This is a genomic window from Luteimicrobium subarcticum (assembly GCF_002798015.1).
GTDB lineage: Bacteria > Actinomycetota > Actinomycetes > Actinomycetales > Cellulomonadaceae > Luteimicrobium > Luteimicrobium subarcticum.
In genome coordinates this window covers 114,596-138,991 of sequence record NZ_PGTZ01000007.1, presented here as the reverse complement: position 1 = coordinate 138,991, position 24,396 = coordinate 114,596, and the positions used below count along the sequence as shown (strand labels likewise).

21 protein-coding genes are annotated in these 24,396 nt (G+C 75.2%); 8 read left to right on the top strand and 13 right to left on the bottom strand.

Translation table 11 applies throughout. The annotated features are described in order from the left end of the window. Positions 1 to 52: 52 nt before the first annotated feature. Positions 53 to 1,210 (bottom strand): histidinol-phosphate transaminase, encoded by a 1,158-nt coding sequence (locus tag CLV34_RS05780; RefSeq protein WP_100349346.1) that lies wholly within the window; start codon positions 1,208 to 1,210, stop codon positions 53 to 55. A 73-nt stretch (positions 1,211 to 1,283) separates the two neighbouring features. Between CLV34_RS05780 and CLV34_RS05775 the strand changes: the two genes are divergently transcribed. Continuing rightward, on the top strand, positions 1,284 to 1,673 hold the full coding sequence (locus tag CLV34_RS05775; RefSeq protein ID WP_100349345.1) for a phage holin family protein: 390 nt from the start codon (positions 1,284 to 1,286) through the stop codon (positions 1,671 to 1,673). 1 nt (position 1,674) lies between these two features. On the opposite strand, the gene CLV34_RS05770 is transcribed toward CLV34_RS05775, so the two are convergent. Beyond that, positions 1,675 to 3,057 carry a PGAP1-like alpha/beta domain-containing protein gene (locus tag CLV34_RS05770; protein WP_157803725.1) on the bottom strand — a complete coding sequence of 461 codons (1,383 nt, stop codon included), beginning with the start codon at positions 3,055 to 3,057 and terminating at the stop codon, positions 1,675 to 1,677. After that, positions 3,054 to 3,383, bottom strand: coding sequence for a hypothetical protein (locus CLV34_RS05765; protein WP_100349343.1), 330 nt, complete (start codon positions 3,381 to 3,383; stop codon positions 3,054 to 3,056). Before CLV34_RS05765 ends, CLV34_RS05770 begins: the two co-directional genes overlap by 4 nt. A 123-nt stretch (positions 3,384 to 3,506) precedes the next feature. Between CLV34_RS05765 and purB the strand changes: the two genes are divergently transcribed. Then, the gene (gene purB, locus CLV34_RS05760; protein ID WP_100349853.1) at positions 3,507 to 4,955 is read left to right on the top strand and encodes an adenylosuccinate lyase; all 1,449 of its coding nucleotides are present in this window, start codon (positions 3,507 to 3,509) and stop codon (positions 4,953 to 4,955) included. 82 nt (positions 4,956 to 5,037) lie between these two features. On the opposite strand, the gene CLV34_RS05755 is transcribed toward purB, so the two are convergent. From CLV34_RS05755 to CLV34_RS05740, 4 genes are all read right to left on the bottom strand, one after another. Next, positions 5,038 to 5,775 (bottom strand): PAS and ANTAR domain-containing protein, encoded by a 738-nt coding sequence (locus tag CLV34_RS05755; protein WP_100349342.1) that lies wholly within the window; start codon positions 5,773 to 5,775, stop codon positions 5,038 to 5,040. Between the two features lie 115 nt (positions 5,776 to 5,890). Further along, positions 5,891 to 7,141: an SH3 domain-containing protein gene (locus CLV34_RS05750; RefSeq protein ID WP_170044605.1), complete on the bottom strand. Its 1,251-nt coding sequence runs from the start codon at positions 7,139 to 7,141 to the stop codon at positions 5,891 to 5,893. Between the two features lie 226 nt (positions 7,142 to 7,367). Further along, entirely contained in the window at positions 7,368 to 7,598 is a 231-nt protein-coding gene (locus CLV34_RS05745; RefSeq protein WP_100349340.1) for a hypothetical protein, read from the bottom strand. Between the two features lie 137 nt (positions 7,599 to 7,735). Further along, the gene (locus CLV34_RS05740) at positions 7,736 to 9,064 is read right to left on the bottom strand and encodes a glutamyl-tRNA reductase (RefSeq protein WP_157803724.1); all 1,329 of its coding nucleotides are present in this window, start codon (positions 9,062 to 9,064) and stop codon (positions 7,736 to 7,738) included. Positions 9,065 to 9,118: 54 nt separating this feature from the next. Here CLV34_RS05740 and hemE point away from each other — a divergent pair, with 54 nt between their 5' ends. Beyond that, positions 9,119 to 10,267, top strand: a complete 1,149-nt coding sequence (gene hemE, locus CLV34_RS05735; RefSeq protein WP_211289365.1) for a uroporphyrinogen decarboxylase — start codon at positions 9,119 to 9,121, stop codon at positions 10,265 to 10,267. 19 nt (positions 10,268 to 10,286) lie between these two features. Further along, positions 10,287 to 11,774 carry a protoporphyrinogen/coproporphyrinogen oxidase gene (locus tag CLV34_RS05730; protein WP_100349338.1) on the top strand — a complete coding sequence of 496 codons (1,488 nt, stop codon included), beginning with the start codon at positions 10,287 to 10,289 and terminating at the stop codon, positions 11,772 to 11,774. 21 nt (positions 11,775 to 11,795) lie between these two features. Here CLV34_RS05730 and CLV34_RS05725 read toward each other — a convergent pair whose 3' ends face one another. Genes CLV34_RS05725 through CLV34_RS05700 form a run of 6 tightly spaced genes read right to left on the bottom strand, consistent with a single transcriptional unit; the run spans position 11,796 to position 19,786 of the window. Next, positions 11,796 to 13,010, bottom strand: coding sequence for an aminotransferase-like domain-containing protein (locus tag CLV34_RS05725; protein ID WP_100349337.1), 1,215 nt, complete (start codon positions 13,008 to 13,010; stop codon positions 11,796 to 11,798). Then, the gene (locus CLV34_RS05720; protein ID WP_100349336.1) at positions 13,007 to 14,695 is read right to left on the bottom strand and encodes a dipeptide ABC transporter ATP-binding protein; all 1,689 of its coding nucleotides are present in this window, start codon (positions 14,693 to 14,695) and stop codon (positions 13,007 to 13,009) included. The genes CLV34_RS05725 and CLV34_RS05720 overlap by 4 nt, the downstream gene beginning before the upstream one ends. A 14-nt stretch (positions 14,696 to 14,709) precedes the next feature. Beyond that, positions 14,710 to 15,582, bottom strand: a complete 873-nt coding sequence (locus CLV34_RS05715) for an ABC transporter permease (RefSeq protein WP_100349335.1) — start codon at positions 15,580 to 15,582, stop codon at positions 14,710 to 14,712. Further along, entirely contained in the window at positions 15,579 to 16,586 is a 1,008-nt protein-coding gene (locus tag CLV34_RS05710; protein ID WP_100349334.1) for an ABC transporter permease, read from the bottom strand. The genes CLV34_RS05715 and CLV34_RS05710 overlap by 4 nt, the downstream gene beginning before the upstream one ends. A gap of 1 nt (position 16,587) precedes the next feature. After that, entirely contained in the window at positions 16,588 to 18,264 is a 1,677-nt protein-coding gene (locus CLV34_RS05705; protein WP_100349333.1) for an ABC transporter substrate-binding protein, read from the bottom strand. 40 nt (positions 18,265 to 18,304) lie between these two features. Continuing rightward, on the bottom strand, positions 18,305 to 19,786 hold the full coding sequence (locus CLV34_RS05700; protein WP_100349332.1) for an FAD-binding oxidoreductase: 1,482 nt from the start codon (positions 19,784 to 19,786) through the stop codon (positions 18,305 to 18,307). A 223-nt stretch (positions 19,787 to 20,009) separates the two neighbouring features. Between CLV34_RS05700 and hemC the strand changes: the two genes are divergently transcribed. Genes hemC through hemL form a run of 4 tightly spaced genes read left to right on the top strand, consistent with a single transcriptional unit; the run spans position 20,010 to position 24,363 of the window. Then, positions 20,010 to 21,071 carry a hydroxymethylbilane synthase gene (hemC, locus tag CLV34_RS05695; RefSeq protein ID WP_245859023.1) on the top strand — a complete coding sequence of 354 codons (1,062 nt, stop codon included), beginning with the start codon at positions 20,010 to 20,012 and terminating at the stop codon, positions 21,069 to 21,071. Continuing rightward, entirely contained in the window at positions 21,068 to 21,994 is a 927-nt protein-coding gene (locus tag CLV34_RS05690) for a uroporphyrinogen-III synthase (protein ID WP_100349331.1), read from the top strand. The genes hemC and CLV34_RS05690 overlap by 4 nt, the downstream gene beginning before the upstream one ends. Beyond that, positions 21,991 to 23,028, top strand: a complete 1,038-nt coding sequence (gene hemB, locus CLV34_RS05685) for a porphobilinogen synthase (RefSeq protein ID WP_100349330.1) — start codon at positions 21,991 to 21,993, stop codon at positions 23,026 to 23,028. The genes CLV34_RS05690 and hemB overlap by 4 nt, the downstream gene beginning before the upstream one ends. Before the next feature lie 3 nt (positions 23,029 to 23,031). Further along, entirely contained in the window at positions 23,032 to 24,363 is a 1,332-nt protein-coding gene (hemL, locus tag CLV34_RS05680; protein ID WP_100349329.1) for a glutamate-1-semialdehyde 2,1-aminomutase, read from the top strand. Positions 24,364 to 24,396: the final 33 nt, after the last annotated feature.

The window sequence follows — 24,396 nt, the reverse complement described above, 5'->3', positions numbered from 1 at the left end:
CTGCGCGGCAAGGCGCCGCACCGCAAGAGATGCCGGTGCCGAGCTGCCCCGGTCAGCGCCAGCCGGCCGCCACCCGCAGGAACGCGTCGTCCTCGGCGACCGACCCGATCGACACGCGCACCCCCTCGCCCGCGAAGGGACGCACGAGGACGCCCTCGTCGCGCGCGCGGGCGCCGAGCTCCGCGGTCCGGGCGCCGAGCGGGAACCACACGAAGTTGCCCTGCGCGTCGGGGAGGTCCCAGCCCTGCTCGCGCAGGGCGTCGGTCACGCGCGTGCGCTCCGCGACGAGCGTCTCGACGCGCTCGAGCAGCTCGTCCTCGGCGGCGAGGCTCGCGAGCGCCGCCCGCTGCGCCAGGTCGCCCACGCCGAAGGGCGTGGCGACGGCTCGGACGCCCGCCGCCAGGTCGGGGCGCGCGACCGCGTAGCCGACGCGGAGCGCCGCGAGCCCGTACGCCTTGGAGAACGTGCGCAGCAGGACCACGTTGGGGTGCGCGGCGTAGACGGCGAGACCGTCCGGCGCGTCGGGGTCGCGGACGAACTCCACGTACGCCTCGTCGAGGATCACCATGACGTGCGGGGGCACGGCGGCGAGGAAGGACTCGAGCTCGTCGGCGTGCACCGCCGGTCCCGTCGGGTTGTTGGGCGTGCAGACGACGACGACCCGGGTCCGCTCGCCGATCGCGGCGGCGAGCGCGGCGAGGTCGAGCCGGCCGGCGAGCGAGCGGCCGTCGGCGTCGTGCCCCTCCTGGAGCGGGACGGGCACGAACCGCGCCCCGGCGACGGCCACCGCGATGGGATACGCCTCGAACGACCGCCACGGCACGAGCACCTCGTCACCCGGGTCGCACACCGCGTCGAGCAGGTGCTCGAGGACGCCGACCGAGCCCGTGCCGACGACGATCTCGGCGGGCGTGACGGCGCGGGGCGCCTTCGCGGTGAGCCGCTCCGCGAGCGCCTCCACGAGCTGGACGGCCGCGAGGTCGGGGTAGCGGTTCGTCGCGCCCACGCCCGCGACGATCGCGTCGACGACCGACGGCAGCGGCGGGTAGGGGTTCTCGTTGGACGACAGCTTGACCGCGGGGAGCCCCGCGGGCAGGCGCGCCCCCGGCACGTAGGCCGGCAGGGTCGTGACGGCGTCCCGCAGGCGCACCCCCGACGACGGGAGCTCGGGGGCCGACGGTGCGGTGTCTCGGGGTTCGCTCGTGGTCACGGGCCCAGGATGCCACCGACCGGGGGCGCGTCGTCACGCGCGTCGAGGGGACGGGGGTGGCAGGATCACGCGCATGTGGTTCATCCTTCGTGTCGCCGTCGCGGGATTCGCGATCTGGCTCACCACCCTGTTCATGGACCCGCACCTGCGGATCGAGCCGCCGGACGCGAGCGGCTGGCAGACCGTCGGGATCCTCGCGGGCGTCGGGCTCGTGTTCACGCTGGTGAACATGATCCTCAAGCCGGTCCTGCACGTGCTCGCGTTCCCGCTGTACCTGCTGACGCTCGGCCTGTTCTCCCTGGTGGTCAACGCGGGGCTGCTCATGCTCACCGCGTGGATCACGGAGCAGACGGACTGGGGCATCCGGGTCGAGAACTTCGGCTGGGCGGTGCTCGCGGCGCTGGTCATCGCGATCCTGCAGGTGCTGGTCAACGCCGTGATCCCGGGCAACCAGAGCACCTGAGTCACCGCCGCTCCCCCGTGAAGTACCAGGTGCGGGTCGGGGCGGACGGGTCGTCGGCGCCGAGCAGCGCGTCGAGGCGGGCGAGGGTCCGGTCGAGCGCCGGGTCGCCCGTGCGCCGGACCCGGTCGAGGACGTCGGCGTGCAGGCGCACGTCGTGGGCGTTCTGGCCGCTGGCCTCGGCGTCCGCGAGCTCGCGCGCGTCCAGCCGTGCCTGGACGGTGACGCGGTCGGGCGACGCGGGGTTTGGCGCCCCCTCAAGCCCCGACACGCCCTCCGAGGTGTTCTCGACGGACAGGACGGTCGTCGACGACGGGATGTGGATCCCCCCGACGGGTGAGCCGGCGGTCACCACGCCCCGCACGTCGTAGCGCTCCCGGAACCGGGGGTTCGCGGCGAGGCGGGCGGCGGCGATGCCGCCCAGCGAGTGCCCGACGATCACGACGCTCGCCCCGGCGGGCACGCCCGCGCCCCGCATGGCCTCCAGGACCTCGTGCTCCGCGTCGTTGGGGCGCCCGGCGACGAGCGCGACGTCGGTGCGGCCGTCGAGGGGGTTCGTCGTCCCGGGGTCGTACGTCTGGGTGCCGGGCACGACGACGACCCAGCGCGCGTCCGGTCCCTCGCCGACGCGCTGGACGGCCACCGTCCCCGGGCCCGCTGCGCCGGACACGTCGTGCACCTGGCGCAGCGCCTGCTCGACGGACGTCGGGACGGGCAGGGCACCGAGCGGCGCGCCGTCCGGGGTCGTGGACCGCTCCTCGACGTGGAGCTCGTACCGCGCGCCGGGGCCGTGCCCGAGCAGGCCCTCGGCCCCCGCCGCCATCGTGTCGAGCCCGCCGACCGTCGCGGCACCCGCGGGGACACGCGACGCCCACGGCAGCAGGACCGGAGACGTCAGCAGCAGCCCGAGCCCTGCGGTGAGGTCCTCGGTGTGGTCGCCCCACGTGCGGAACACCGTCATGAGGTCGGGGCGCTCCCCGGCGGCGACGGTGCCGAGCACGCCGCCGAGCGCCTGCCCCGCCCCGAGCTGGATGCCGAGCCAGGGCACGTAGCGCAGGGTGGCCCCGACGAGGTCCTCGCCCTCCTCGTAGAGGTGGCCCGCGCGCAGGAGCGCGGTGCGCAGCCCGGCCCAGCGTTCGGCGAGGTCGCCCAGGCCGGCCACCGCGGCGTCTGCGGCGGCGCGGGCCCGGGCACGGGAGGCGCCGCCGGGGTCGGGCAGCACCCCGCTCACGACGCTCGGGACCCCGTGCAGGAGGTCGACCGCGCTCACCGCCCGCGACCGGGCGGCCTCGGCGGCGAGCTGCGCCTGGCGCAGGTGCTCGGCCGCGGCGCGGAACGAGTCGGTCTCCGCCTGGGTGTACCCGCCCGTGACGACGACCTCGGTCACGACGCCCCTCCGTCCGCGCACGCCAGGGCTCCCGCGAGGGTGCCGTCGACGACGGCGGCGGCCGTGACCGTCGCGGCGACGTCGACCCCGTACGCCGTGGCCGCCCGGGACACCCACTCGACGTCGAGCGCCCGGTGCGCGTGCGCGACGGCCGCGGCCAGGTGCTCGCGTGCGGACCGCAGGAGGTGGGCGGCGAGCTCGGCGGTGACCGGTTCCGCGACGCCCCGGACGAGCAGCGCACCGGGCGTCGCGCCGACGACCGCGCCGACGACAGCGCCCGGCGAGGGAAGGTGCAGGTCGCGGTCGAACCCTGTCGGTGGCGTCATGGGCGGCACGCTAGGCCGGGGTGCTCGCCGCGCGGGGCGCACGGCGCCCGCGCGGCGGGCACCTGTGGGGATCGCTCTCGGCGTCCGGACGGTGGACGGGCCGCGGACCGCCCCCGTGGGAGAATCGGCCGCGTGAACCTCGCCGACGTCACGCCCCCCATCGCCCTCGGTCCGCTCGACGGTCGCTACCGCCCCGCGGTCGCCCCGCTCGTCGACCACCTCTCGGAAGCGGCGCTGAACCGCGCGCGCATCCACGTCGAGGTGGAGTGGCTGATCGCGCTCACCGACGGCACGGTCGTCCCGGGCGCCCCGCGCCTCACCGACGCCGACACCGCGTACCTGCGGGCGATCCCGGGGAGCTTCGGCGCCGACGAGATCGCCGAGCTCGCCGCGATCGAGCGCGAGACGGTGCACGACGTGAAGGCGGTCGAGTACTTCGTGAAGCGCCGCCTCGCCGCGGCCCCCGACGTGCCCGTCGCGGACGGCGGACCCGGCGCCGACACCGTCCTGCCGACCGTGGGCGAGCTCGTGCACTTCGCGTGCACCAGCGAGGACGTCAACAACCTGTCGTACGCGCTCATGGTCCAGGGCGCGGTCCGCGACGTGTGGCTGCCGGCCGCGACGGCTCTCGTCGACCAGGTCGCGGAGATGGCGCGCGAGCACGCGTCCGTCCCGATGCTGAGCCGCACGCACGGCCAGCCCGCGACGCCGACGACCGTCGGCAAGGAGCTCGCCGTCCTCGCGCACCGGCTGCGCCGCCAGCTCGTGCGCGTCGACCGCGCGGAGTTCCTCGGCAAGCTCAACGGCGCGACGGGCACGTACGGCGCCCACACCGTCGCCGTCCCCGGTGCGGACTGGCCCGCGGTGTCGCGACGGTTCGTCGAGGGCCTCGGCCTCACCTGGAACCCGCTGACCACGCAGATCGAGTCGCACGACTGGCAGGCCGAGCTGTACGCCGACATGGCCCGCTTCAACCGCATCCTGCACAACCTCGCGACCGACGCGTGGACGTACATCTCGCTCGGCTTCTTCCGGCAGATCCCGGTGCCCGGCGCGACGGGCTCGTCGACCATGCCGCACAAGGTCAACCCGATCCGCTTCGAGAACGCGGAGGCGAACCTCGAGATCTCGTCCGCGCTGCTCGACACGCTCGCGTCGACGCTCGTCACCTCGCGCATGCAGCGCGACCTCACCGACTCGACGACGCAGCGCAACATCGGCCCCGCGTTCGGGCACTCGCTGCTCGCGATCGACAACGTGCGCCGCGGGCTCGGCATGCTCGCGGTCGACGCGGACCTGCTGGCCGACGACCTCGACCACAACTGGGAGGTCCTCGGCGAGCCCATCCAGTCGGTGATGCGCGCCGCGGCCGTCGCGGGCGTCCCCGGCATGGACAACCCGTACGAGCGCCTCAAGGAGCTCACCCGCGGTCGCCGCGTCGACGCCGAGGGCCTGCGGGAGTTCGTCGCCGGCCTCGGGCTGCCCGACGCGGACGCCGAGCGCCTCGCGAACCTCACCCCCGCGACGTACACCGGACTGGCCGAGCAGCTCGTGGACGACTACCTCGCCTGACGTCGCACAGACGCCGAGGGGCGGGCGGCACCTCCCCGGAGGATGCCGCCCGCCCCTCGGCGGGTTCGGGGTGCGGTGCCGCTCAGGCAGCCGCGCTGGTGCTGCGGCGGCGGCGCGCCAGCTGGGCGCTGCGCTGGCGGTTCGCCGCGGCACCGACGATGTGCGAGAGCTTCTTGTCGAGGAACGTGGCGTCCTTCGCCCCCTCGGGGTTCCGGCGGACGAGCTCGAGCAGGGTGTTGGCCACGTCCCGGACCTCGACGCCCGACCGGGACGCGTAGTCGGCGAGGCGCGCGGACGCCTGGCGGTCGTCGATGCCCTCGAGCGCCATGAGGGCGCCCTTCGCGCGCTCGGTCGCGCCGACGGACGCTCGGGCCGCGGTGAGCACCCGGGTGGCCTCGCGGTCGACGATCTCGCGGCGCAGGTGGGTCAGGTCGGTCACGGTGCCGTTGAGGGCGAGGACGCGGCCACGACGGTCGCGCTCGGGCTCACCGGTGACGGCGAGGGTGCGGACGCGGCCCTTGGCGTCGACGATCCGGTGCGCGCACGCGAAGCTGCGGCCGGCACGGAGCGCGGCGGTCGCCTCGCGCAGGACGCGGCCGCGGTCGTCGGGGTGCTTGCGGGAGCGGAGCTCGTCGAGCCCGAGCTCCGTGGCGCCCGGCTCGACCCCGTGCATGAGGAAGACCTCGTCGGAGCACCACCACTCGCCGGTCACGAGGTCGAAGCGGAAGGAACCCGTCAGCAGCGGGGAGCCGACGCCGAGGGCGTCGATGACCGACGTGATGTCGGTGCGGCGGGCGCGCGGAAGGGAGGAAACGGTCACGGCAGGACTCCTCGACAGACGAGAGGTGGCCGCTTCTTGACCCGTCCCCCGAACCTATCCCGTCGCCACCCGGTTCGTCACCCCGAGCGGGTGAAAAGTTCTCCGTGACCGGCCGTCAGGGGGTCGATCGCAGGTACTTCGCGGCGACGTATCCGGTGTGCCCCGACACGCTCACCTTGCGCCAACCGTTGGCGGAGACGAGCCCGAGAGGCTGCACCGCCGTCCCCTCGACGAGCCGCACGACGACCTCCGCGGACGTCGACGGCGTCGCCCTCAGGTTCAGCGCCGAGACGTCCACATACTGGACCCGGTAGAGCGCCTTCTCGCGCGTCGTCGCGAGGTAGGACGCGGCGACGTACCCCGTCCGGCCCTCTGTCGTCACCTTGACCCAGCCGGACGACGACACCGACCCGACGTACGTCACCGCCGTACCGCGCGAGAGCGACGTCAGCGCCGTCGACGACGTCGAGGCCGACGCCCGCAGGACGAGCGACGCCACCGCGACGTAGCGGATCGTGGCAGGGGTGCTGACCTTGACGGCCGACGGCGAGACGTACGAGTCGTAGACCCATCCCGTCGTGCTCCCGTACGTCACGTGCACCCAGCGCCCCGACTTGGCACCCGGCTGGGACCGCAGCGTGCCGTTCGTCGGCACGACGCGGATCACCCTGCTCGCCGTGCTGGTCCAGGTCCGCAGGTTCACGCGCGTGGTCGCACGGTAGGTGCAGCCAGTCGGCACGATCCGCGCGAGGTGCGCCGTCGCGCCCGCGGACAGGCTCACCGACCGGTTGCGAAGCCACACGAGGGGGTCGACGTGGGTGCCGCCGTACCCGTAGACCCAGACCTCCAGGTGCAGGTGCGGGCCCGTCGCGAAGCCGTTCGCGCCGACGTCCGCGATGTGCTGGCCCGCGGTCACGCGCTGCCCCGCCTTGACGTACTTCGTGCCGTTCCACATGTGCCCGTAGACGAACGAGACGCGTCTGCCGTCCACGACGGAGTCGACCACGACCCACTGCCCGAAGCCGGAGACCGCCCCGGCGGCCCGCACCACCCCGTCCGTGACGGAACGGATCGGCGTCCCGTCGGCCGCCGCGAGGTCCTGCCCGAGGTGCCACGCCGAGGCGCCGGTCACCGGGATGCAGCGCGGCCCGTAGTAGGACGACAGCCGGTACGCCCCCGACGCGAGCGGGGCCACGACCTTCTTCGTCTCGACCGGGACCGCGACCGACGCCGCCGCCGTGGCCGCCCGGACCGACGCCGCCGGCTCGTCGGCCACGACCGCCGGGGCGCGCTCGTCGGCCGGCGGGGTGACGGGTGCGTCCTGCGCGGCCGCGGGCAGGGTGCCCGACGCGACCAGGGCGCTCACCGCCAGGCCTCCCAGGAGCCCGCCGCGGACGCTCTCCCGGCGTCCGCGCCGCACCCGACGGCCTCCGCGCGCGGCGCGGGCCGTCGTGGCCTGTCCGGACGTCGTCGCGTGTCCGGGTCCTGCCGTCGTCGAGGGGTCCATGACGACGTCCTTCCGTGAGAACGGGGGAGCACGGGCCCGTTCACGGTAGGACGGCGGTCCGAGGACCGCCATCGGGAGGAAGCCCTCAGCGACAGTCGCCCTGGCGCACGGCATCCGTCACCGTGTCGGACGCCGCGTAGCAGGCACGGGCCGCGAGCCGACCCAGCAGGCGACCGACGGACAGCGTCGCCGCAGGTGGGGGGGCGTCCAGCGGGTCGATGGCCCGGCGCGCCGCCAGCTGGTGCGCGGTCGACGGGAGTGCCAGGGGGACGGCCCCGAAGGGCACGGTGCCCCGGACGCGGTCGGGCGTGCTCATCGGTCCTCCACAACGTGGTCCAGCGCCCCCGCGCCCGGGCGTCGTCGCCCGGCTGCCGGTCACACTAGCCCGCGTCGGACCGCGGCCACCAGCCCCCCGCAGGGCGGGTCCCCGGAGACGGGTGGGACGGCACCGCCTCAGCGGGCCGCGGCCTCCGAGCGCACCGCGAGGATGTCCCGGTGGAGCCGCGCCCGCACCTGGCGGCGTGCCTGCAGCTCGACCTCCTCGACGTCGACCTCGACGCCCGCCGCACGGGCCGTCGCGACGCGCTGCTCGACGAGCGCCGCGATCTCCCGGTCGGCGGCGTCGACCAGGGCGACGACGACCTCGTCGGCCGTGCGGAACCCCTCGCCGTCGACGTAGTGCCGGGTCGCGTGCTCGACGATCCGGGACGCCTCGGCGACCACCGCCGAGCCGAGCTGCGGCGAGTGCGCCTGGAGGAACGCCAGGTCGTACAGGAGCACCCCGTCGACCGCCCCCACCTGGGGTGCGACGTCCCGCGTGAGCGCCAGGTCGAGCACCACCAGGGGACGCGTGGGGGCGTCGTCCCCGACCGCGCGGGCCGCCTGCGCACGCGCCGCGAGGACCGCCGCCGCGTCGAGCGCCGGCTGCACCGCGACGCCGCCCGTCCGCCCGCCGCCCTCGCCCTGACGTCCGCCGCCGCTGCACGCGACGACCAGGTCGGCGTCCTCGAGCGCGGCCAGGAGGTCGTCCACGGCGACCGCGCCCCGCTGCTCGGCGAACGCCGCCGCCCGGCCCGAGCGGGAGAAGACGCGCACGTCCTCCGCGCCCCGCTGGTGCAGCGCCGCGAACGACGCGCCCGCGTACGAGCCCGTCCCGATGAGCACGGTGCGCACCTGGCGCCACGGCGGCAGGTCGTCGGACGCGAGGTCCAGGCCGAGGGCCACGAGCGAGCGTCCGGCCGCACCGAGCGCTGTCTCGTTCGTCACACGCTTCGAGGTGCGCGACGCCGCCTGGAAGAGGCGCTCGAGCGCCGACGTGGTGGTGCCGCCGGAACGCGACGCCTCGAGCGCGCGCTTCACCTGGCCGGCGATCTCACGCTCCCCCACGACCATCGAGTCCAGGCCCGCCGCGACGGAGAACAGGTGGTGCGGCACGGCGTCCCCCGTGCGCACGGTCAGGGCGGCGCGCGCCACGTCCGGATCGATGCCCGTCGAGGCCGCCACGACCCGTGCGACCTCGGCGGACGCGTGCTCGCGCGCCAGGGCGGAGCCGTCGCCGGAGAGGTCGTCCACGGGGTCGGCAGAAGGGGTGCCGTCGGTCGTCCCGCCAGGGCGGGAGACGTCGACGTACACCTCGAAGCGGTTGCACGTCGCGAGGACGACGGCACCGCTGATCGCGTCACAGGCCACCAGATCCGCCTCGACCACGCGGTGCGTGCCTGACGAGAGGCGCTCCAGCGTGGGGAGGTCGAGGTCGTGGTGGCTCGCAGTCAAGGAGAGCACAGCCACAGTGCCATCGATTTAAGCACCACGACCCCCGGAGGGCAGAATCGGGGGGTGACCCCCACGGTGAACCCCACCAAGCACCTGCCTGCCGACCACCCGCTCGTCGACGGCAGGACCACGGACGCGCCGCTGGTGCGCGCGCTGCGGGGCGACCGCCCCGCGACCCTGCCCGTGTGGTTCATGCGACAGGCCGGCCGGTCGCTGCCCGAGTACCGCGCCGCGCGCGAGGGCACCACCATGCTCGGCTCGTGCCTCGACCCGGCGCTCGCGTCCGAGATCACGCTGCAGCCCGTGCGCCGCCACGGCGTCGACGCGGCCGTCTTCTACTCCGACATCGTCGTGCCGCTCCTGCTGGCCGGCGTCGACGTCGAGATCCAGCCCGGCGTCGGACCCGTCATGGGTCAGGCGTACGCGACCGCGGACGACGTGGCACGCCTCGTCGAGCACGAGCTGACGCTCGACGCGCTCGCACCCGTGAGCGAGGGCGTCGCCCGGACCGTCGCCGCGCTCGGCTCGACGCCCCTCATGGGCTTCGCCGGCGCGCCGTTCACGCTCGCCGCCTACCTCGTCGAGGGTCGCCCGTCGCGCGACCACCTCGCCGCACGCACCCTCATGCACGCCGACCCCGACACGTGGTTCCGGCTCGTCGAGTGGGCGGCCGACGTCACCGGCACGTTCCTGCGCGCCCAGGTGCTCGCCGGGGCGAGTGCCGGGCAGCTCTTCGACTCGTGGGCCGGGTCGCTGTCGCTCGACGACTACTCGCGCTACGCCCTGCCCGCGTCGTCCCGCGCGCTGACGCACGTCACCGACCTCGTCACCCCGCCCGCGCCCGATGCCGCCCGGGACGCCGGCGCGCAGGCCGGCGGCGCGCCGCGAGGCATCCCGCTCGTGCACTTCGGCACCGGCACCGGGCACCTCCTCGAGGCGATGCGCCACGCCGGCGCGGGCGCGCTCGGCGTCGACTACCGCACGCCGCTCGACGAGGCCGCAAAGCTCCTCGGCGGCACCACGCCGCTCCAGGGCAACATCGACCCCGCGCTCCTGTTCGCGCCCTGGCCCGTGCTCGAGGCGCACGTCCGCGACGTCGTCGAGCGCGGCCGGTACGCGCCCGGGCACGTCGTCAACCTCGGCCACGGCGTACCGCCCACGACCGACCCCACGGTGCTCACGCGCGTCGTCGAGCTCGTCCACTCGCTCTGACGCGGACGACGTGACGTCCATGGGTGGAGAGAGCGCCGACCGGCCGGTCCCGGACGCCGCCGCACGAACGCCTGCCCGCCCGATCGTCACCGTCGTCGTCGGGGGCGGGATCGCCGGGCTCGTCGCCGCGTGGGTACGCGCGCAGGCCGGGGATCACGTGCTCGTCCTCGAGGCGTCGGAGCAGGTCGGCGGCACGGTCCGCGGCGCGACGCTCGACCTGGCCGACGGCAGCACCGTCACCGTCGACGTCGGCGCCGAGTCGTTCGCGACCCGCACCCCCGCCGTCGCGGACCTCGCCCGCGACCTCGGCCTCGCCGTCGTGCAGCCCGACCCGCTCGGCGCGTGGGCGTACGCCGCCGAGCGCGCGCACGACGACCCCGACGCGCCCCTGCGACCCGTCGCGGTGCCCCTCCCCCGCACCGCCACCCTCGGCATCCCGACGTCCCCCTGGTCGCGCGACGTCCGCCGGGCGCTCGGCACGTGGGGGGCGCTGCGCGCCTGGTGGGACCTCGGCATGCCGCGCACGCCCGTCCCGCCGCCGGACCGGCCCTGGTCGCTCGCGGACTGGGTCCGCGAGCGCCTCGGCGAGACCGTGCTCGACCGGCTCGTCGCCCCCGTCGCCGGCGGGGTGCACTCCGCCGACCCGGCGACGCTCGACCCGCGGACCGTCGCCCCGCAGCTCGTCGCCGCGTACGAGAAGACGGGGTCGCTGCTGCGGGCGGCGTCCCAGGTCGCCGCGGCGCCCGGCCGCGGCAAGGACAAGCCCGGGTCGCCCGTCGCGGGCGTCGAGGGCGGCATGCACCGGATCGTCGACGAGCTCGTCGACGCGATCGAGGCTGCGGGCGGCGCGGTGCGTACAGGCGTCCGGGTCGACGCGCTGGTGCGCAACGGCGACGGGGACGGCTGGGTGGTGCGCGCGGGCGACGAGCAGGTCGCCGCCGCCCGGGTCGTCGCCGCGACACCCCGTCGTGTCGCGACCGACCTGCTCGGCGACCTCCTCCCGCCCGCGACCGCCCACCCGCGGCACGGCTCGGACGTGCAGCTCGTCACCCTCGTGCTCGACGCCCCGGCGCTCGACGCGGCACCCCGCGGCACGGGCGTGCTCGTCGCACCGTCCGCGGACGTCCGTGCGAAGGGGCTCACCCACGCGACCGCGAAGTGGCCGTGGCTGCGCGCCGCCCTGCCCGTGCACCGGCACGTGGTCCGCCTGTCCTACGGGCGCGCAGGCGACCCGGGGCACACCCGCGTGCCGGACGTCGACGAGGCGCTCGCGGACGCGTCCCGGCTGCTCGGCGTCACGCTCGACCGGGCCGCGGTCGTCGGGCACCTCGGCACGCACTGGCCCGACGCGCTCGCGCCGGCCGTCTCGTTCGACCGGGAGCGCGCCGAGGCGGCGCAGGCTGCAGCGCCCGGGCTGACCGTCGTCGGCGGCTGGGTCGCGGGGACGGGGCTCGCTGCCGTCGTCGGCCACGCCCGGGCGGCCGTCACACCCCCCGCCATCGCCTGACGCGGGACGCGACCGGCCCGCCTACCGCTGCCGACGCACCGCCCGGCCGAGCCGCCGTGCCGCCTCGACGAGCCGGGCCTCGGACGTGTCACCGAACGACAGGCGCAGGTGCCGGTGCGCGTCCGTCCCCGGGCCTGACGGGAAGAACGACCCGCGCTGGTAGAGGACGCCCTCCGCCGCCGCGTCGGCCGCGAGGACCTCGGGGTCGACGTCCGGGTCCGCGATCTCAGGCCACAGGAACAGGCCGCCCTCGGGTCGCTCGACGCGGAAGGCGCCCGGCGCCGCGGCCTCCAGGGCGTCGGCGAGCGCGTCCGACCGGCGCCGGTACAGGGCGCGCGCGGTGTCGAGCACCCGGTCGAACAGGTCCGGGTCGGACGTCACGAGCTCCCCCACGACCGCCTGGACGAACGTCGAGCTGTGACCGTCCTGTCGGGCGCGCAGGGCCGCGACGTCCGCGGCGAGGTCGTCGGGCAGCACGACCCAGCCGAGCCGGAGGCCCGGCCCGAGCGTCTTGGTGAACGTGTTGACGTGCACCACGTGGCTCGACGTGTTGAACGGCTCGACGTCCTGCGGCGTCCCCCGGAACCGCAGCTCGCGGTACGGGTTGTCCGCCAGGACCACGAACCCGTAGTGCTCGGCGAGACGCACGAGCGCACGCCGCTGCTCGGTCGGCAGGGTGCCCTGCGACGGGTTGTGGAAGTCGGGCACCGTGTAGAGGGCGGCGGGGCGCAGCCCGCCGCGCAGCAGGTCGGCGAGCGCCTCCACGTCGATCCCGTGCGCGCCGACAGGCACGGGGGCCACGCGGGCGTCGGACAGCTCGAGACCCCGGAGGAACAGCGGGAACACCGGGTTGTCGACCGCGACGGTCGCACCGCGCTCCACGACGGCCTGCACGGCGAGCGACAGCCCGTGGAACCCGCCGTTGGTCACGAGGACCCGCTCGACCGGCACGCCCTCGCGTGCGGCGACCCACTCGCGCAGCGGGCTGATGCCCTGGGTGCGGGAGTACTGGAGGGCGGCCAGGCCCGGGCGGGCGAGGACGCGGGCGGTGGCAGCGGCCAGCTCGTCCGCGGGCAGGACCGACGGGTCCGGGATGCCGCCGAGCAGCTCGATGGCGTCGGGGGCGCGGTCGCGCAGCGTGGCGTCACCGAAGCCCTGGGGCGCCCGGAGCGCGCTCACGAGGTCGGGACGGCGGCGAGCGGAACGGGTGGTCGGTGCGTCAACGGTGAGGCTCATGGGACGGGCTCCAGGGTCGGGTGCTGGGCGGGCACGGGGTGCTGCGCGGTGGTCGGGTGCTGCGCGGCGCGCGGCACGGCGGCGAGCAGCGCACGGGTGTACGGGTGCTGCGGGTCGGTGAACACGTCGGCGACGTGGCCGTGCTCGACGACGCGTCCGCGCTCGAGCACGCTCACGGTGTCGGCGACCTGCCGGACGAGACCCAGGTCGTGCGACACGAACAGGTAGGTGAGCCCGTGACGTGCCTGGAGCTCCAGGAGCACGCGGACGATGCCCGCCTGGACGGTGACGTCGAGCGCGGTGGTGGGCTCGTCGAGCACGATGACGTCGGGACGCAGGACGAGGGCGCGCGCGATCGCGACGCGCTGGCGCTGCCCGCCGGAGAGCGCGACGGGGCGCCGGCCGAGCAGGTCGCGCGACAGTCCGACGTCGTCGAGTGCCCGCGCGACCGCCTCCGCCCGCTCGGCCTTCGTGCCGACCCGGAACCGGTCGAGCGGCTCCCGGACCAGCCGCTCCACCGACCACGTCGGGTCGAGCGACGTGAACGGGTTCTGGTAGACGAGCTGGAGGTGACGGCGCAGCGCACGCACCTGCGCCCGTGACCGCCGCCCGAGCGCCTCTCCGCCGACGAGCACCTCGCCCGCGTCCGGCGTCTCGAGCCCGAGGAGGATCCGGACCGCGGTCGTCTTGCCCGACCCCGACTCGCCCACGAGCGCGTGCGTGGTGCCGCGGGCGACCGCGAAGGACACGCCGGACGCCGCGACCACGTCGGTGTCCCCCGTCCGGAACGTGCGGTCCACACCGCGCAGCTCGATCTGCGGCGCAGCGCCGGGCGCGAGGGACCGCCGGGCCCGCAGCGCGTCGAACCGGTCGGGGTGCAGCGACGGCACGTCCGCGCCCAGGGTTCGCGCGTACTCGGACGCGGGCTCCAGCAGCACCTGGCGCGACGGCCCGGACTCCTGGACGCGTCCGTCGCGCAGGACGGCGAGCCGGTCGGCCCGCTCGGCAGCGAGCGCGAGGTCGTGCGTGATGAGCAGGATGCCGAGCCCGAGCGAGTCCTGGAGCTCGGCGAGCAGGTCGAGGATGCGTTGCTGCACGGTGACGTCGAGCGCCGACGTGGGTTCGTCGGCCACCAGGAGGTCCGGGCCGGGGAGCACGGCGAGCGCGATGAGGACGCGTTGCAGCATCCCGCCCGAGAGCTGGTGCGGGTACGAGGCGTGGACCCGCTCGGGGTCGTCGAGGCCGACGCGGGCGAGCACCTCGAGGACGCGGGCGCGTCGCGCGGCACGGTCGGGCAGGTCGAGCAGCCGGGCCGCTTCGTCGGCCTGCGCACCGATGGTGCGGACCGGGTTGAGGGAGCTCGCCGGGTCCTGCGGGACGAACCCGACGACACGGCCGCGCAGGCGACGGAACTGCGCCTCGGACAGGCCCAGGGCGTCGTGACCGGCGAGCGTGACCGACCCCTGCGCCCACGCGCCGCGCGGCAGGAGCCGCAGGACGGCCCGTGCGACGGTGGACTTGCCGGACCCGGACTCTCCGATGAGAGCGACGGTCTCGCCGCGCGACACGGTGAGCCCGACGTCGTGCACGACGGGCTCGCGGCCGTAGCCGACGGTCAGCCCGTCGACCCGCAGGAGCTCGGGCGTCGCCGGCACGTCTGCCGACAGGTCTTCGGTCTCGGACATGGTGCTCTCCCTGCTCATGCCTGCCGCAGCCGGCGGCTGACGCGGTTGACGGACAGGACGACGACGACGATCACGGCCGCGGGCGCCAGGACGAGCCACGGCGCGAGCGGGTAGTTCTTGCCGGACGCGACGAGGAGCCCCCAGTCGGACGCTGGCGGCGGGTCGCCGTACCCGAGGAACGCGAGCCCGGCGATCACGAGGATCGAGACGCCGAGCTGGAGCACGGACAGCGCGAGGACGGACCGGTACGCGTTGGGCAGGACGTGGCGCACGAGGACGTGCAGCGACGACCCGCCGGCGAGCGTGGACGCCTCGACGAAGGTCGCACGGCGCACCTTGAGCACCTCGGCGCGCATGACCCGCGCGAACACCGCGACGGCGGACACCCCCGTCGCGACGGCGGCGTTGATCGTCTGGAAGCCGAGCGCGCTCACCACCACGACGGCGAGCAGGAAGCCGGGGACGGCGAGGAGCACGTCGACGGTCCGTCCGACGACGGCGTCGACCCACCCGCCGACGAACCCGGCGACGAGCCCGAGGACGCCCCCGACGACGACGCCGATCCCGACGGCGACGAGGGCGCTGAGGACGGACGACGCGGTGCCGTGGACGATGCGGGAGTACACGTCACGGCCGAGGTGGTCGGTGCCGAACCAGTGCGCGGCCCCCGGGGGGAGGAACTTCTGGGCGGGCACGCCGGTGACGGGGTCCTGGTGGGCGAAGACGTCGGGCAGGAGCGCCCACGCGACGACCAGCACCACGACGGCGACGGACAGCGCGAGGGACACGGGCACGCGCCGGACGCGGGCCGGGCGACGGGCGCCCGGCGGGGCGACGTTCGGGGCGTCGTGCGGGGAGTGTGCCTCGGGGAGCACGGTCGTGGTCATGCGGCACCTGCCACGGCGTCGGAGAGGGTGCGGGCGGGGGCGGTCACCGGGGCGGCCGACCGTGCCGACGGCCGCAGGCGGGCGTCGAGCAGCGGGTAGAGCAGGTCGGCCGCGAGGTTCACGACCACGAACACGATCGCGGCGAGCACCACGACGGCCTGCAGCACGGGGAGGTCCTGGCCGGTGACGGAGGTCTCGACGAGGGTGCCGACGCCCTGCCGCCCGAACACCGACTCGGTGATGAGCGACCCGCCGAGGAGCTCGCCCACGGCGATGGCGACGACCGTCAGCACAGGCAGCGCCGAGGGTTTGAGGAGGTGCCGCCGGAACAGCTCCCGGCTCGTCAGGCCACGCGACCGGGCGAGCGTCACGTAGTCCTGCGTGCGCTCGTGGTCGAGGTTCGCGACGAGCACCTCCGCGATCTGCGCGGACACCGGGATGCCGAGCGCGACGCCCGCCACGAGCGTCGCGGTCAGGGAGTCGGGATCCGTGATGGAGAACCACCCGAGCTGGAACCCGAACGTCCGGACGAGCACGATGCCGATCACGAACGAAGGCACGGAGAGCGCGGCGGACGGCACCGCCCGCACGATGCCCTGACCGAGGCGCGGGGGCAGGAACTGGGTGCCGTACGCGACCACGACGGCGAGCAGGAGCGCGACGCCGAGCGCGGTCGCGGTGAGCTCGAGCGTCGACGGGAGCGCGTCGCCGAGCAGCTGGGTCACCGGGACCTGGGTGCGCAGGGACACACCCAGGTCGCCGGTGAGGAACCGGCCGAGAGAGGTCGCGAGCTGCACGAGGACCGGCTGGTCCAGGTGGTAGTACGCGACGATCTGCTGCACGTCCTGGTCGGAGAAGCCGTTCTCCGGGTCGCGCAGCATGCTCGTCACGGGGTCCCCGGGCAGCACGCTGATCACGAGGAACGTGAAGACGTAGGTGAGCAGGACGACCAGGGCGGCCTGACCGACCCTGCGGGCCACGAAGACCCCGTGACGGCCGCTCATGTCAGTCGACCCACGCGGTGGCGTAGTTCGCGTACGCGAGCCCGTTGAACGACGCGCCGTGCACCTTCGGCGACTGCAGGTAGATGCGCTGCACGATCTGGGTCACGGGGACGAAGTAGCCCTGGTCGAGCACGTACTCCTGGAGCTCGTCCACGAGCTTCTTGCGGGACGCCGCGTCGGACGCGTCCGAGATGTCGGCGCTGAGCCGGTCGAGCGTCGCGTCCGAGTGCCCGACGGCGAACCAGTCCTCCCCACCGTTGGAGTCCGTGAGGACGCCCGCGACCGTGCCCACGTCCACGAAGCTGCGGGTCACGTCGGCCAGCGCGATGGACTGGTTCCCGGTGAGCCGATCGAGGTAGCTCGGGACGTCGAGCCTCTGGATCGTGACCTTGAATCCGAGCTTCGTGAGCTGCTGCGACACGAGCTCGTCGATGGGCTCCGACGTGATGATGTACGGCGTCGGGTACAGCGTGAGCTCGAGCGCCTTGCCGTCCTTGACGCGCACGCCGTCCGCGCCCGCGACCCACCCGGCCTCGTCGAGGAGCTTCTTCGACTGCTCCGGGTCGTACGCGAAGGTCGAGGAGAAGTCGCCGGCCTCGGGGACCGTGCCCTGGATGAAGCCGGTCGCGGCCTGCCAGTCGGACGTGTACACGGTGTCGATGATCTGCTGCCGGTCGATGCCGTGCTGCAGCGCCTGCCGGACCCGGAGGTCGTCGAACGGCGCTGCCTTGGTGCTCACCTTGAACCCGTGGACGAACCCGAGGTAGCGCGGCGTCTCGACGTCGAAGCCCTGCCCTCGCAGCGTCTCGATCTCCTGCGGGGACACGTTGAACGCGACGTCCGCCTGGCCGGACTGCACGGCCGACGACCGGAGCGAGTCCTCCTTGACGATCTTGTACGTCACCGTGTCGAGGTACGCCGGGCCGTCGTGGTCGAGCACCTTCGGCCCCCAGTCGTAGTCGGGCCGCTTCGCGAGGACGACCGAGTCGCCCGCCTTCCACGACGTCACGACGAACGGGCCGCTGCCGATCTCCTTCGACAGGTCGCCCTGCTCGTCCAGGCTGAGGGCGATGCTCTTCGGCGAGACGAGGATCGAGCCGTGGTACCCGAGCGTCGGGATGAACCCGAGCGTGGGCTTGGTGAAGACCACCTCGACGGTGTGGTCGTCGACCGCCTTCGCGTGGTCGTAGGACGCCGACGGGAACAAGGCGATGCGGGTGATGCCGCGGGCGGGGTCGCCCTTCGCCCAGGTGTCGATATTGGTGACGACGGCCTGCGCGTCGAGCGGCGTGCCGTCCGAGAAGGTGACGCCCTGCTTGAGGTGCAGCGTGTACGTGCGGGCGTCCTTGCTCTGGTCCCAGCTCTCCGCGATCCAGGGGCTGACCGCGCCCTTCGGGTCGACGTAGACGAGCTTGTCGGTGATCTCGCCCCACACGTTGCCCTCGTAGCTCGAGATCGAGCTCTTGCTCGGCACCCAGCCCGCGTCGAAGTTCGAGATGAGGACGGTCAGGTCGCCACCGGCGCGCGGTGAGCCGCCGTCCGACGGGGACGTCGCGCCCGCGCCGCCCGTGCACGCGGCGAGGAGAGCCACGGCGAGGCCGGTGGACAGGACGGACGCGGCGCGGGCGAGCGCGCGGACCGGCGCGGCGGGTCTGGGTCGGGTGGTCGTGCGTGACATGGGTGGTTCCTCTCGGGAGACGGGGTGGCGCGGGGGGTGGTCAGACGGTGGTGGGGACCGGGTCCGGGTGGGTCGACGGCGCCGCCCGGGGGACGGGCCCGTCGAGCGGCGTGCGCGGCTCGAGCACGGGCAGCGCCTTGCCGGGGTTGAGGAGCGCGTGCGGGTCGAGCGCCGCCGTGACCGCGTGCTGGGCCCGCAGGGCGACGTCGTCCAGCTCGAGACGCGCCCAGTCCCGCTTCACCGTCCCGATGCCGTGCTCGCCCGAGACGGTCCCACCGTGCGCGACAGCGAAGCGCACGAGCGCCGTGGCCGCCTCCGCGAGGTCGGGCGGGACGACGTCCGGGGCGTCGTCCGCGCGCACGGGCCGGCTGAGCAGCGGGTGCAGGTTGCCGTCGGCGGCGTGGGCGACGGCCGAGGCCTCGACCCCGTACCGGCGCTCCAGCTCGGGCAGGTACGCGAACACGTCCGGCAGCACGGACCGCGGTACGGCGACGTCCTCGCCGACGAACCAGCGCGGCTCGCCCCGTCCGACGCCCCGCCCGTGGCGGCGCAGGTGCCACAGGTGCGCGGCGTCCTCGGGGCTCTCGACGCGGACCGTCCCGCCAGCCGCGGCGAGCGCCGCGGTGAGGTCGCGGGTCTGCTCGTCGATGCCGTAGCCGTCGAGCTCGACGAGGACGAGCGAGCCGCCGCGGGCGCTGAGGTCGGAGCCCGAGTGCGCGTCGATGCCGCGGAGCGTCGGCCCGTCGAGGAACTCGACCACGGCGGGTCGCACCGGCGTGGCGGCCAGAGCGACGAGCGCGTGGGCGCCCCGGAGCGTGTCGGGGAAGAACGCGGTGAGGCTGCGACGGGCGACCGGCCGGGGACGCACGCGCAGGGTCGCGCGGACGACGATCCCGAGCGTGCCCTCCGACCCGACGAACAACGACGTGAGGTCGAGGCCGGTCACGCCCTTGACCGAGCGGTGCCCGGTGTGCAGCACGCTGCCGTCGGCGAGCACCACGTCGAGCGCGAGCACGGACTCGCGCGTGACGCCGTACTTGGCGCAGCGCAGGCCACCGGCGTTCGTCGCGACGTTGCCGCCGATGGTCGAGGTCTCGTAGGAGGCGGGGTCGGGGGCGTAGAAGAGCCCGTGCGGGGCGAGGTGGGCGTCGAGGTCGGCGTTCACGACCCCGGCCTCGACGACGACGAGCTCGTCGGCGGGCGAGACCTCGAGCACGCGGTCGAGCCGGTCGGTCGACACGACGAGCTGTCCGACGTCGGCGCTCGCTCCGCCCGACAGGCCGGTTCCCGCGCCGCGGGGCACGACGGCGACGCCGAGCGACGCGGCGACGCGCACGACGTCCTGGACCTGCTCGACGGTGGCCGGGAACGCCACGGTCGGACCGGGGGCGTCAGGGTGCGCGACGCGGGGGCGGGTGCCGGCGTCATGAGCGTAGGCCGCGGTGCCGGTGGAGCCGGGGCGCACCTCGATCTCGGGGTGCCGCCGTGCGAGCACCGAGGCGATGCGAGAGATGTGAGTCATGTCCGCTTCCGTAGGGTCCGGGAGGCCTCGAAGGTAGGCGGACGGGCGGTGGTGTCCAACAGGGGGACGGAATCGTCTTGCAGATCGGGACGATGTGTCTTGGCAAGCGCTCGCGGCACCCGCTGGGCCGCACGTCCCCGCGTCTGGTCGGCCGCCTGTGACGCCGATCTGACGACCGGTCACCTGATTACCGTGCACGCCCGGACGGGCGGACACTGGACCCGTGACCTCCGCCTCCTCGTCCGGTCCCCTGCTGCGGGTCGGCACCCGCGGCTCCCAGCTCGCCCTCACCCAGACGCAGACCGTCGCCGACCGCCTCGCGGACCTCACCGGGCTCCCGGTCGAGATCGTCCGCATCCAGACCGACGGGGACGTCCGCACCGGGTCGCTCACCCAGCTCGGGGGCACCGGCGTGTTCGTGACCGCGCTGCGGGACGCCCTGCTCGACGGGCGCTGCGACGTCGCCGTGCACTCCCTCAAGGACCTCCCCGTCGCGCCGGCGCCCGGGCTGCGGCTCGTGTCGCCGGAGCGCGTCGACCCCGCCGACGTGCTGTGCACCCGCACGGGCGACGGGCTCGCCGCGCTGCCGATCGGCGCCCGCGTCGGCACGGGGTCGCCGCGCCGCGCCGCCCAGCTCCGCGCCGCACGACCCGACCTCGAGATCCTCGACATCCGGGGGAACATCGACACCCGGCTCGGGCGCGTCCACCCCGAGACCGGCGACCTCGACGGGGTGGTGCTGGCCCGCGCCGGCCTGGAACGGATCGGTCGGCTCGACGCGGTCGCCGAGGCCTTCGCGCCCGACGTCATGCTGCCCGCCCCCGGGCAGGGCGCGCTCGCCGTCGAGGCACGGGAGGCCGGCGACGACGTGGCCGCCACGGCGCTGGACGATGCCATCACCGCGGCGTTCGACGCGCTCGCCGACCACGCCACGACGCTGTCCGTCGCGGCCGAGCGCGCGTTCCTCGCGCGGCTCGAGGCGGGGTGCGCGGCGCCGCTCGGCGCGCTGGCCCACGTCGTCGACCGGGCGCCTGTCCCCGGCCGAACGGGCGGTGATCCACCTCCTGACGTGGTCTCGGGTGGACAACCGCCCGTTCGGCGAGAGGAGCTCGTGCTCGACGCCGTCGCCGTCACGCTCGACGGACGGACCGTCGAGCGGCGCACCGCACGAGTCCTCGCCACGGCGGACGCCGGCCTCACCGTCGACGACGCCGTCGCGCTCGGCACCCGCGTCGCCGACGAGATCGCCGCCGCGATGCCCGACGTCGTCGGGACCGGCCGATGACCACGCGCGGACCGCGGTCTGCCGGCGACACCAGCACGGGCGACACCGGCACTGCCGGTACCGGCGACACGGGCACCGGCGGGCCGCTCGCCGGACGGACCGTCCTCGTCCCGCGCGCGCTCGACCGTGCCCTGGGGCTCGCCGCGCGGCTCCACGAGCTGGGCGCGCAGGTGCTGGTGTCGGCGGTCGTCGAGCGGGCGCCCGCCGAGGACGTCGACGCGATCGACTCCGCCGCCCGCGACCTCGTCGCCGGACGTTTCACGTGGACCCTCGTCACGAGCGTCAACGCGATCGACGAGCTCGGCGCCGCGGTGACACGTGCGGGAGGTGCGCTCGTCGACGTCCCGACCCGCTGGGCCGCCGTCGGGCCTGCCACGGCGAAGGCGCTCGGCGCCGTGGGGGTCGAGCCCGAGCTCGTGCCCGCGGAGTCGTCCGCGATCGGCCTGCTCGCCGCGCTGCGGGCCCTCAGCGTCGCCTCGGCGACCGACCGCGCGGGCTCCGGCGCTGAGACCGGCGACGACACGTCCGCCACCGCGCCCGGGCCGGAGGTCCTGCTCCCCCTCGGCGACCTCGCCCGGCCGACGCTCGCGCGCGGGCTCGCCGCGATGGGCGCGCGCCAGCACGTCGTGACGGTCTACCGGACCGTGACGCACCCGATCGACGCGGACGTCGCCGCCGCCTGGCACGACGGGCGGGTCGACGCCGTCGTCCTGACGTCCGGCAGCGTCGCCCGCGAGATCTCCGGACAGCTCGGCGCGCGCGACGACGTCGCCGGCGTCGCGATCGGCGAGCCCACCCGCCGCGCCGCGACCGAGGCGGGCCTGCGCCTCGACGCCGTGGCCGCCACCCCCGACGATGCCGGTCTCGCCGCCGCGGTCGTCGTCGCCCTCACACTCCATCCCTCCCCCGAGGAGAACGCATGACCTCCGACACGCCCGCCCGCTCGCTCGCGACCGTCCCGCTCGTCCGCCCGCGCCGGCTGCGCACGTCCCCGGCGATGCGCCGGCTCGTGTCCGAGACGCGCCTGCACGCGGCCGAGCTCGTCCTGCCGCTGTTCGTCAAGGAGGGTCTGGCCGAGCCGTCGCCGCTCGGCTCGATGCCGGGCGTCGTGCAGCACACGCTCGACTCCCTCGCGGGTGCGGTGCGCGAGGCGGCCGACCTCGGCGTGGGCGGCGTCATGCTGTTCGGCGTGCCCGCGGTGCGGGACGCGACGGGCTCCCAGGCGGACGACCCCGACGGGATCCTGCAGCGCGGCCTGCGGGTCGCCGCCGAGGCGGCGGGCGGCAGGCTCGTCGTCATGGGCGACCTGTGCCTCGACGAGTTCACCGACCACGGGCACTGCGGCGTCCTCTCCGACATCCCCGCGCGCGACGGGTCGCCGCGCGTCGACAACGACGCGACGCTCGTCCGCTACCAGGCGATGGCGCTCGCGCAGGCCGAGGCCGGGGCGGACGTGCTCGGCCTGTCCGGGATGATGGACGGCCAGGTCGCGGCGGTCCGCGACGCGCTCGACGAGGCCGGGTACGAGGACACGGCGATCCTCGCGTACACGGCGAAGTACGCGTCGGCGTTCTACGGGCCGTTCCGCGAGGCCGTCGACTCGGCGCTCGAGGGCGACCGCCGCACGTACCAGCTCGACCCCGCGAACGGGCGCGAGGGGCTGCGCGAGACGGACGTCGACCTGCTCGAGGGCGCCGACGTCGTCATGGTGAAGCCCGCCGGGAACCTCGACGTGCTGGCCGCCGTCGCCGCACGGTCGGACGTGCCGGTGGCCGCGTACCAGGTGTCGGGCGAGTACGCGATGATCGAGGCCGCCGCCGCGAACGGCTGGATCTCGCGCCGACCCGCGATCGAGGAGTCCCTGACGATGATCAAGCGCGCCGGCGCCGACATCGTCCTGACGTACTGGGCGACCGAGGTCGCCGGCTGGCTCCGTGCCAGCCAGGAAGGCCGCTGACCCATGACGCTCTCCAACCACGACGCGTTCGTCCGCGCCCAGGACGCGATCCCCGGCGGCGTGAACTCGCCCGTCCGGGCGTACGGGAGCGTCGGCGGCGACCCGCGGTTCCTCGCGAGCGCCCGCGGCGCGTACGTCACCGACGTCGCGGGGCGCGAGTACGTCGACCTGGTGTGCTCGTGGGGCCCGGCGCTGCTGGGCCACGCGCACCCCGAGGTCGTCGCGGCCGTGCAGGAGGCCGCGACGCGCGGCCTGTCGTTCGGTGCGCCCACCGTGGGCGAGGTCGAGCTCGCGGAGGAGATCCGGCGGCGTGTGCCGCTCACCGAGCGGGTCCGGCTCGTGTCGACGGGCACCGAGGCGACCATGACCGCGATCCGCCTGGCCCGCGGGGTCACGGGGCGCGACCTCGTCGTGAAGTTCGCGGGCTGCTACCACGGTCACGGCGACGCGCTCCTCGCGGACGCCGGGTCGGGCGTCGCGACGCTCGCACTGCCCGGGTCGGCCGGCGTGACCGCCGCGACCGCGGGCGAGACGATCGTGGTGCCCTACGGCGACCTGTCCTCCGTCGAGGCCGCATTCGCGCAGCACGGCCCGCGGATCGCTGCTCTCATCACCGAGGCCGCGCCCGCGAACATGGGCATCGTGACCCCGCCCGACGGCTTCAACGCCGGGCTGCGCCGCATCACGCGCGAGCACGGCGCCCTGCTGATCTTCGACGAGGTGCTCACCGGGTTCCGGGTCGGGCCGTCGGGGTGGTGGGGTCTCGAGACGGGCTCCGCGAGCGGACCCGACGCGGCGTACGACCCCGACCTGTTCACCTTCGGGAAGGTCGTCGGCGGCGGCATGCCGGTCGCTGCGCTCGGCGGGTCGGCCGCCGTCATGGACCACCTCGCGCCCCTCGGCCCGGTGTACCAGGCGGGCACGCTGTCCGGGAACCCGGTGGCCGTGGCCGCGGGCCTCGCGACGCTGCGGCTCGCGGACGCGGGCGTGTACGCGCACGTCGACGCGGCGGCCGCGCGGTTGTCCGCCGCCGTGGGCGCAGCGCTCGACGACGCCGGGGTGCCGCACGTCGTCCAGCACGCCGGGAACCTGTTCTCCGTGTTCTTCGGGGAGGCGGCCGCGCGTCACGGCGTGCGCACGTACGCCGACGCCAAGGCCCAGGACGCGTTCCGCTACACCGCGTTCTTCCACTCCATGCTCGACAGCGGCGTCAACCTGCCGCCGTCCGTGTTCGAGGCGTGGTTCCTGTCCGCGGCGCACGACGACGCGGCCCTCGAACGGATCGAGGCTGCGCTCCCGAGGGCGGCGCGCGCCGCGGCGTCGGCCACCGCCTGACGCTCCCGGTCCGTCCCCCGACCGTCGCCGCCG

Coding starts and splice junctions, on each gene's coding strand:
- CLV34_RS05775 (WP_100349345.1), top strand. CDS start 1,284: ATGTGGTTCATCCTTCGTGTCGCCGTCGCGGGATTCGCGATCTGGCTC.
- CLV34_RS05765 (WP_100349343.1), bottom strand. CDS start 3,383: ATGACGCCACCGACAGGGTTCGACCGCGACCTGCACCTTCCCTCGCCG.
- CLV34_RS05745 (WP_100349340.1), bottom strand. CDS start 7,598: ATGAGCACGCCCGACCGCGTCCGGGGCACCGTGCCCTTCGGGGCCGTC.
- CLV34_RS05730 (WP_100349338.1), top strand. CDS start 10,287: ATGGGTGGAGAGAGCGCCGACCGGCCGGTCCCGGACGCCGCCGCACGA.
- CLV34_RS05725 (WP_100349337.1), bottom strand. CDS start 13,010: ATGAGCCTCACCGTTGACGCACCGACCACCCGTTCCGCTCGCCGCCGT.
- CLV34_RS05720 (WP_100349336.1), bottom strand. CDS start 14,695: ATGTCCGAGACCGAAGACCTGTCGGCAGACGTGCCGGCGACGCCCGAG.
- CLV34_RS05715 (WP_100349335.1), bottom strand. CDS start 15,582: ATGACCACGACCGTGCTCCCCGAGGCACACTCCCCGCACGACGCCCCG.
- CLV34_RS05710 (WP_100349334.1), bottom strand. CDS start 16,586: ATGAGCGGCCGTCACGGGGTCTTCGTGGCCCGCAGGGTCGGTCAGGCC.
- CLV34_RS05705 (WP_100349333.1), bottom strand. CDS start 18,264: ATGTCACGCACGACCACCCGACCCAGACCCGCCGCGCCGGTCCGCGCG.
- CLV34_RS05700 (WP_100349332.1), bottom strand. CDS start 19,786: ATGACTCACATCTCTCGCATCGCCTCGGTGCTCGCACGGCGGCACCCC.
- CLV34_RS05690 (WP_100349331.1), top strand. CDS start 21,068: ATGACCACGCGCGGACCGCGGTCTGCCGGCGACACCAGCACGGGCGAC.
- hemB (WP_100349330.1), top strand. CDS start 21,991: ATGACCTCCGACACGCCCGCCCGCTCGCTCGCGACCGTCCCGCTCGTC.
- hemL (WP_100349329.1), top strand. CDS start 23,032: ATGACGCTCTCCAACCACGACGCGTTCGTCCGCGCCCAGGACGCGATC.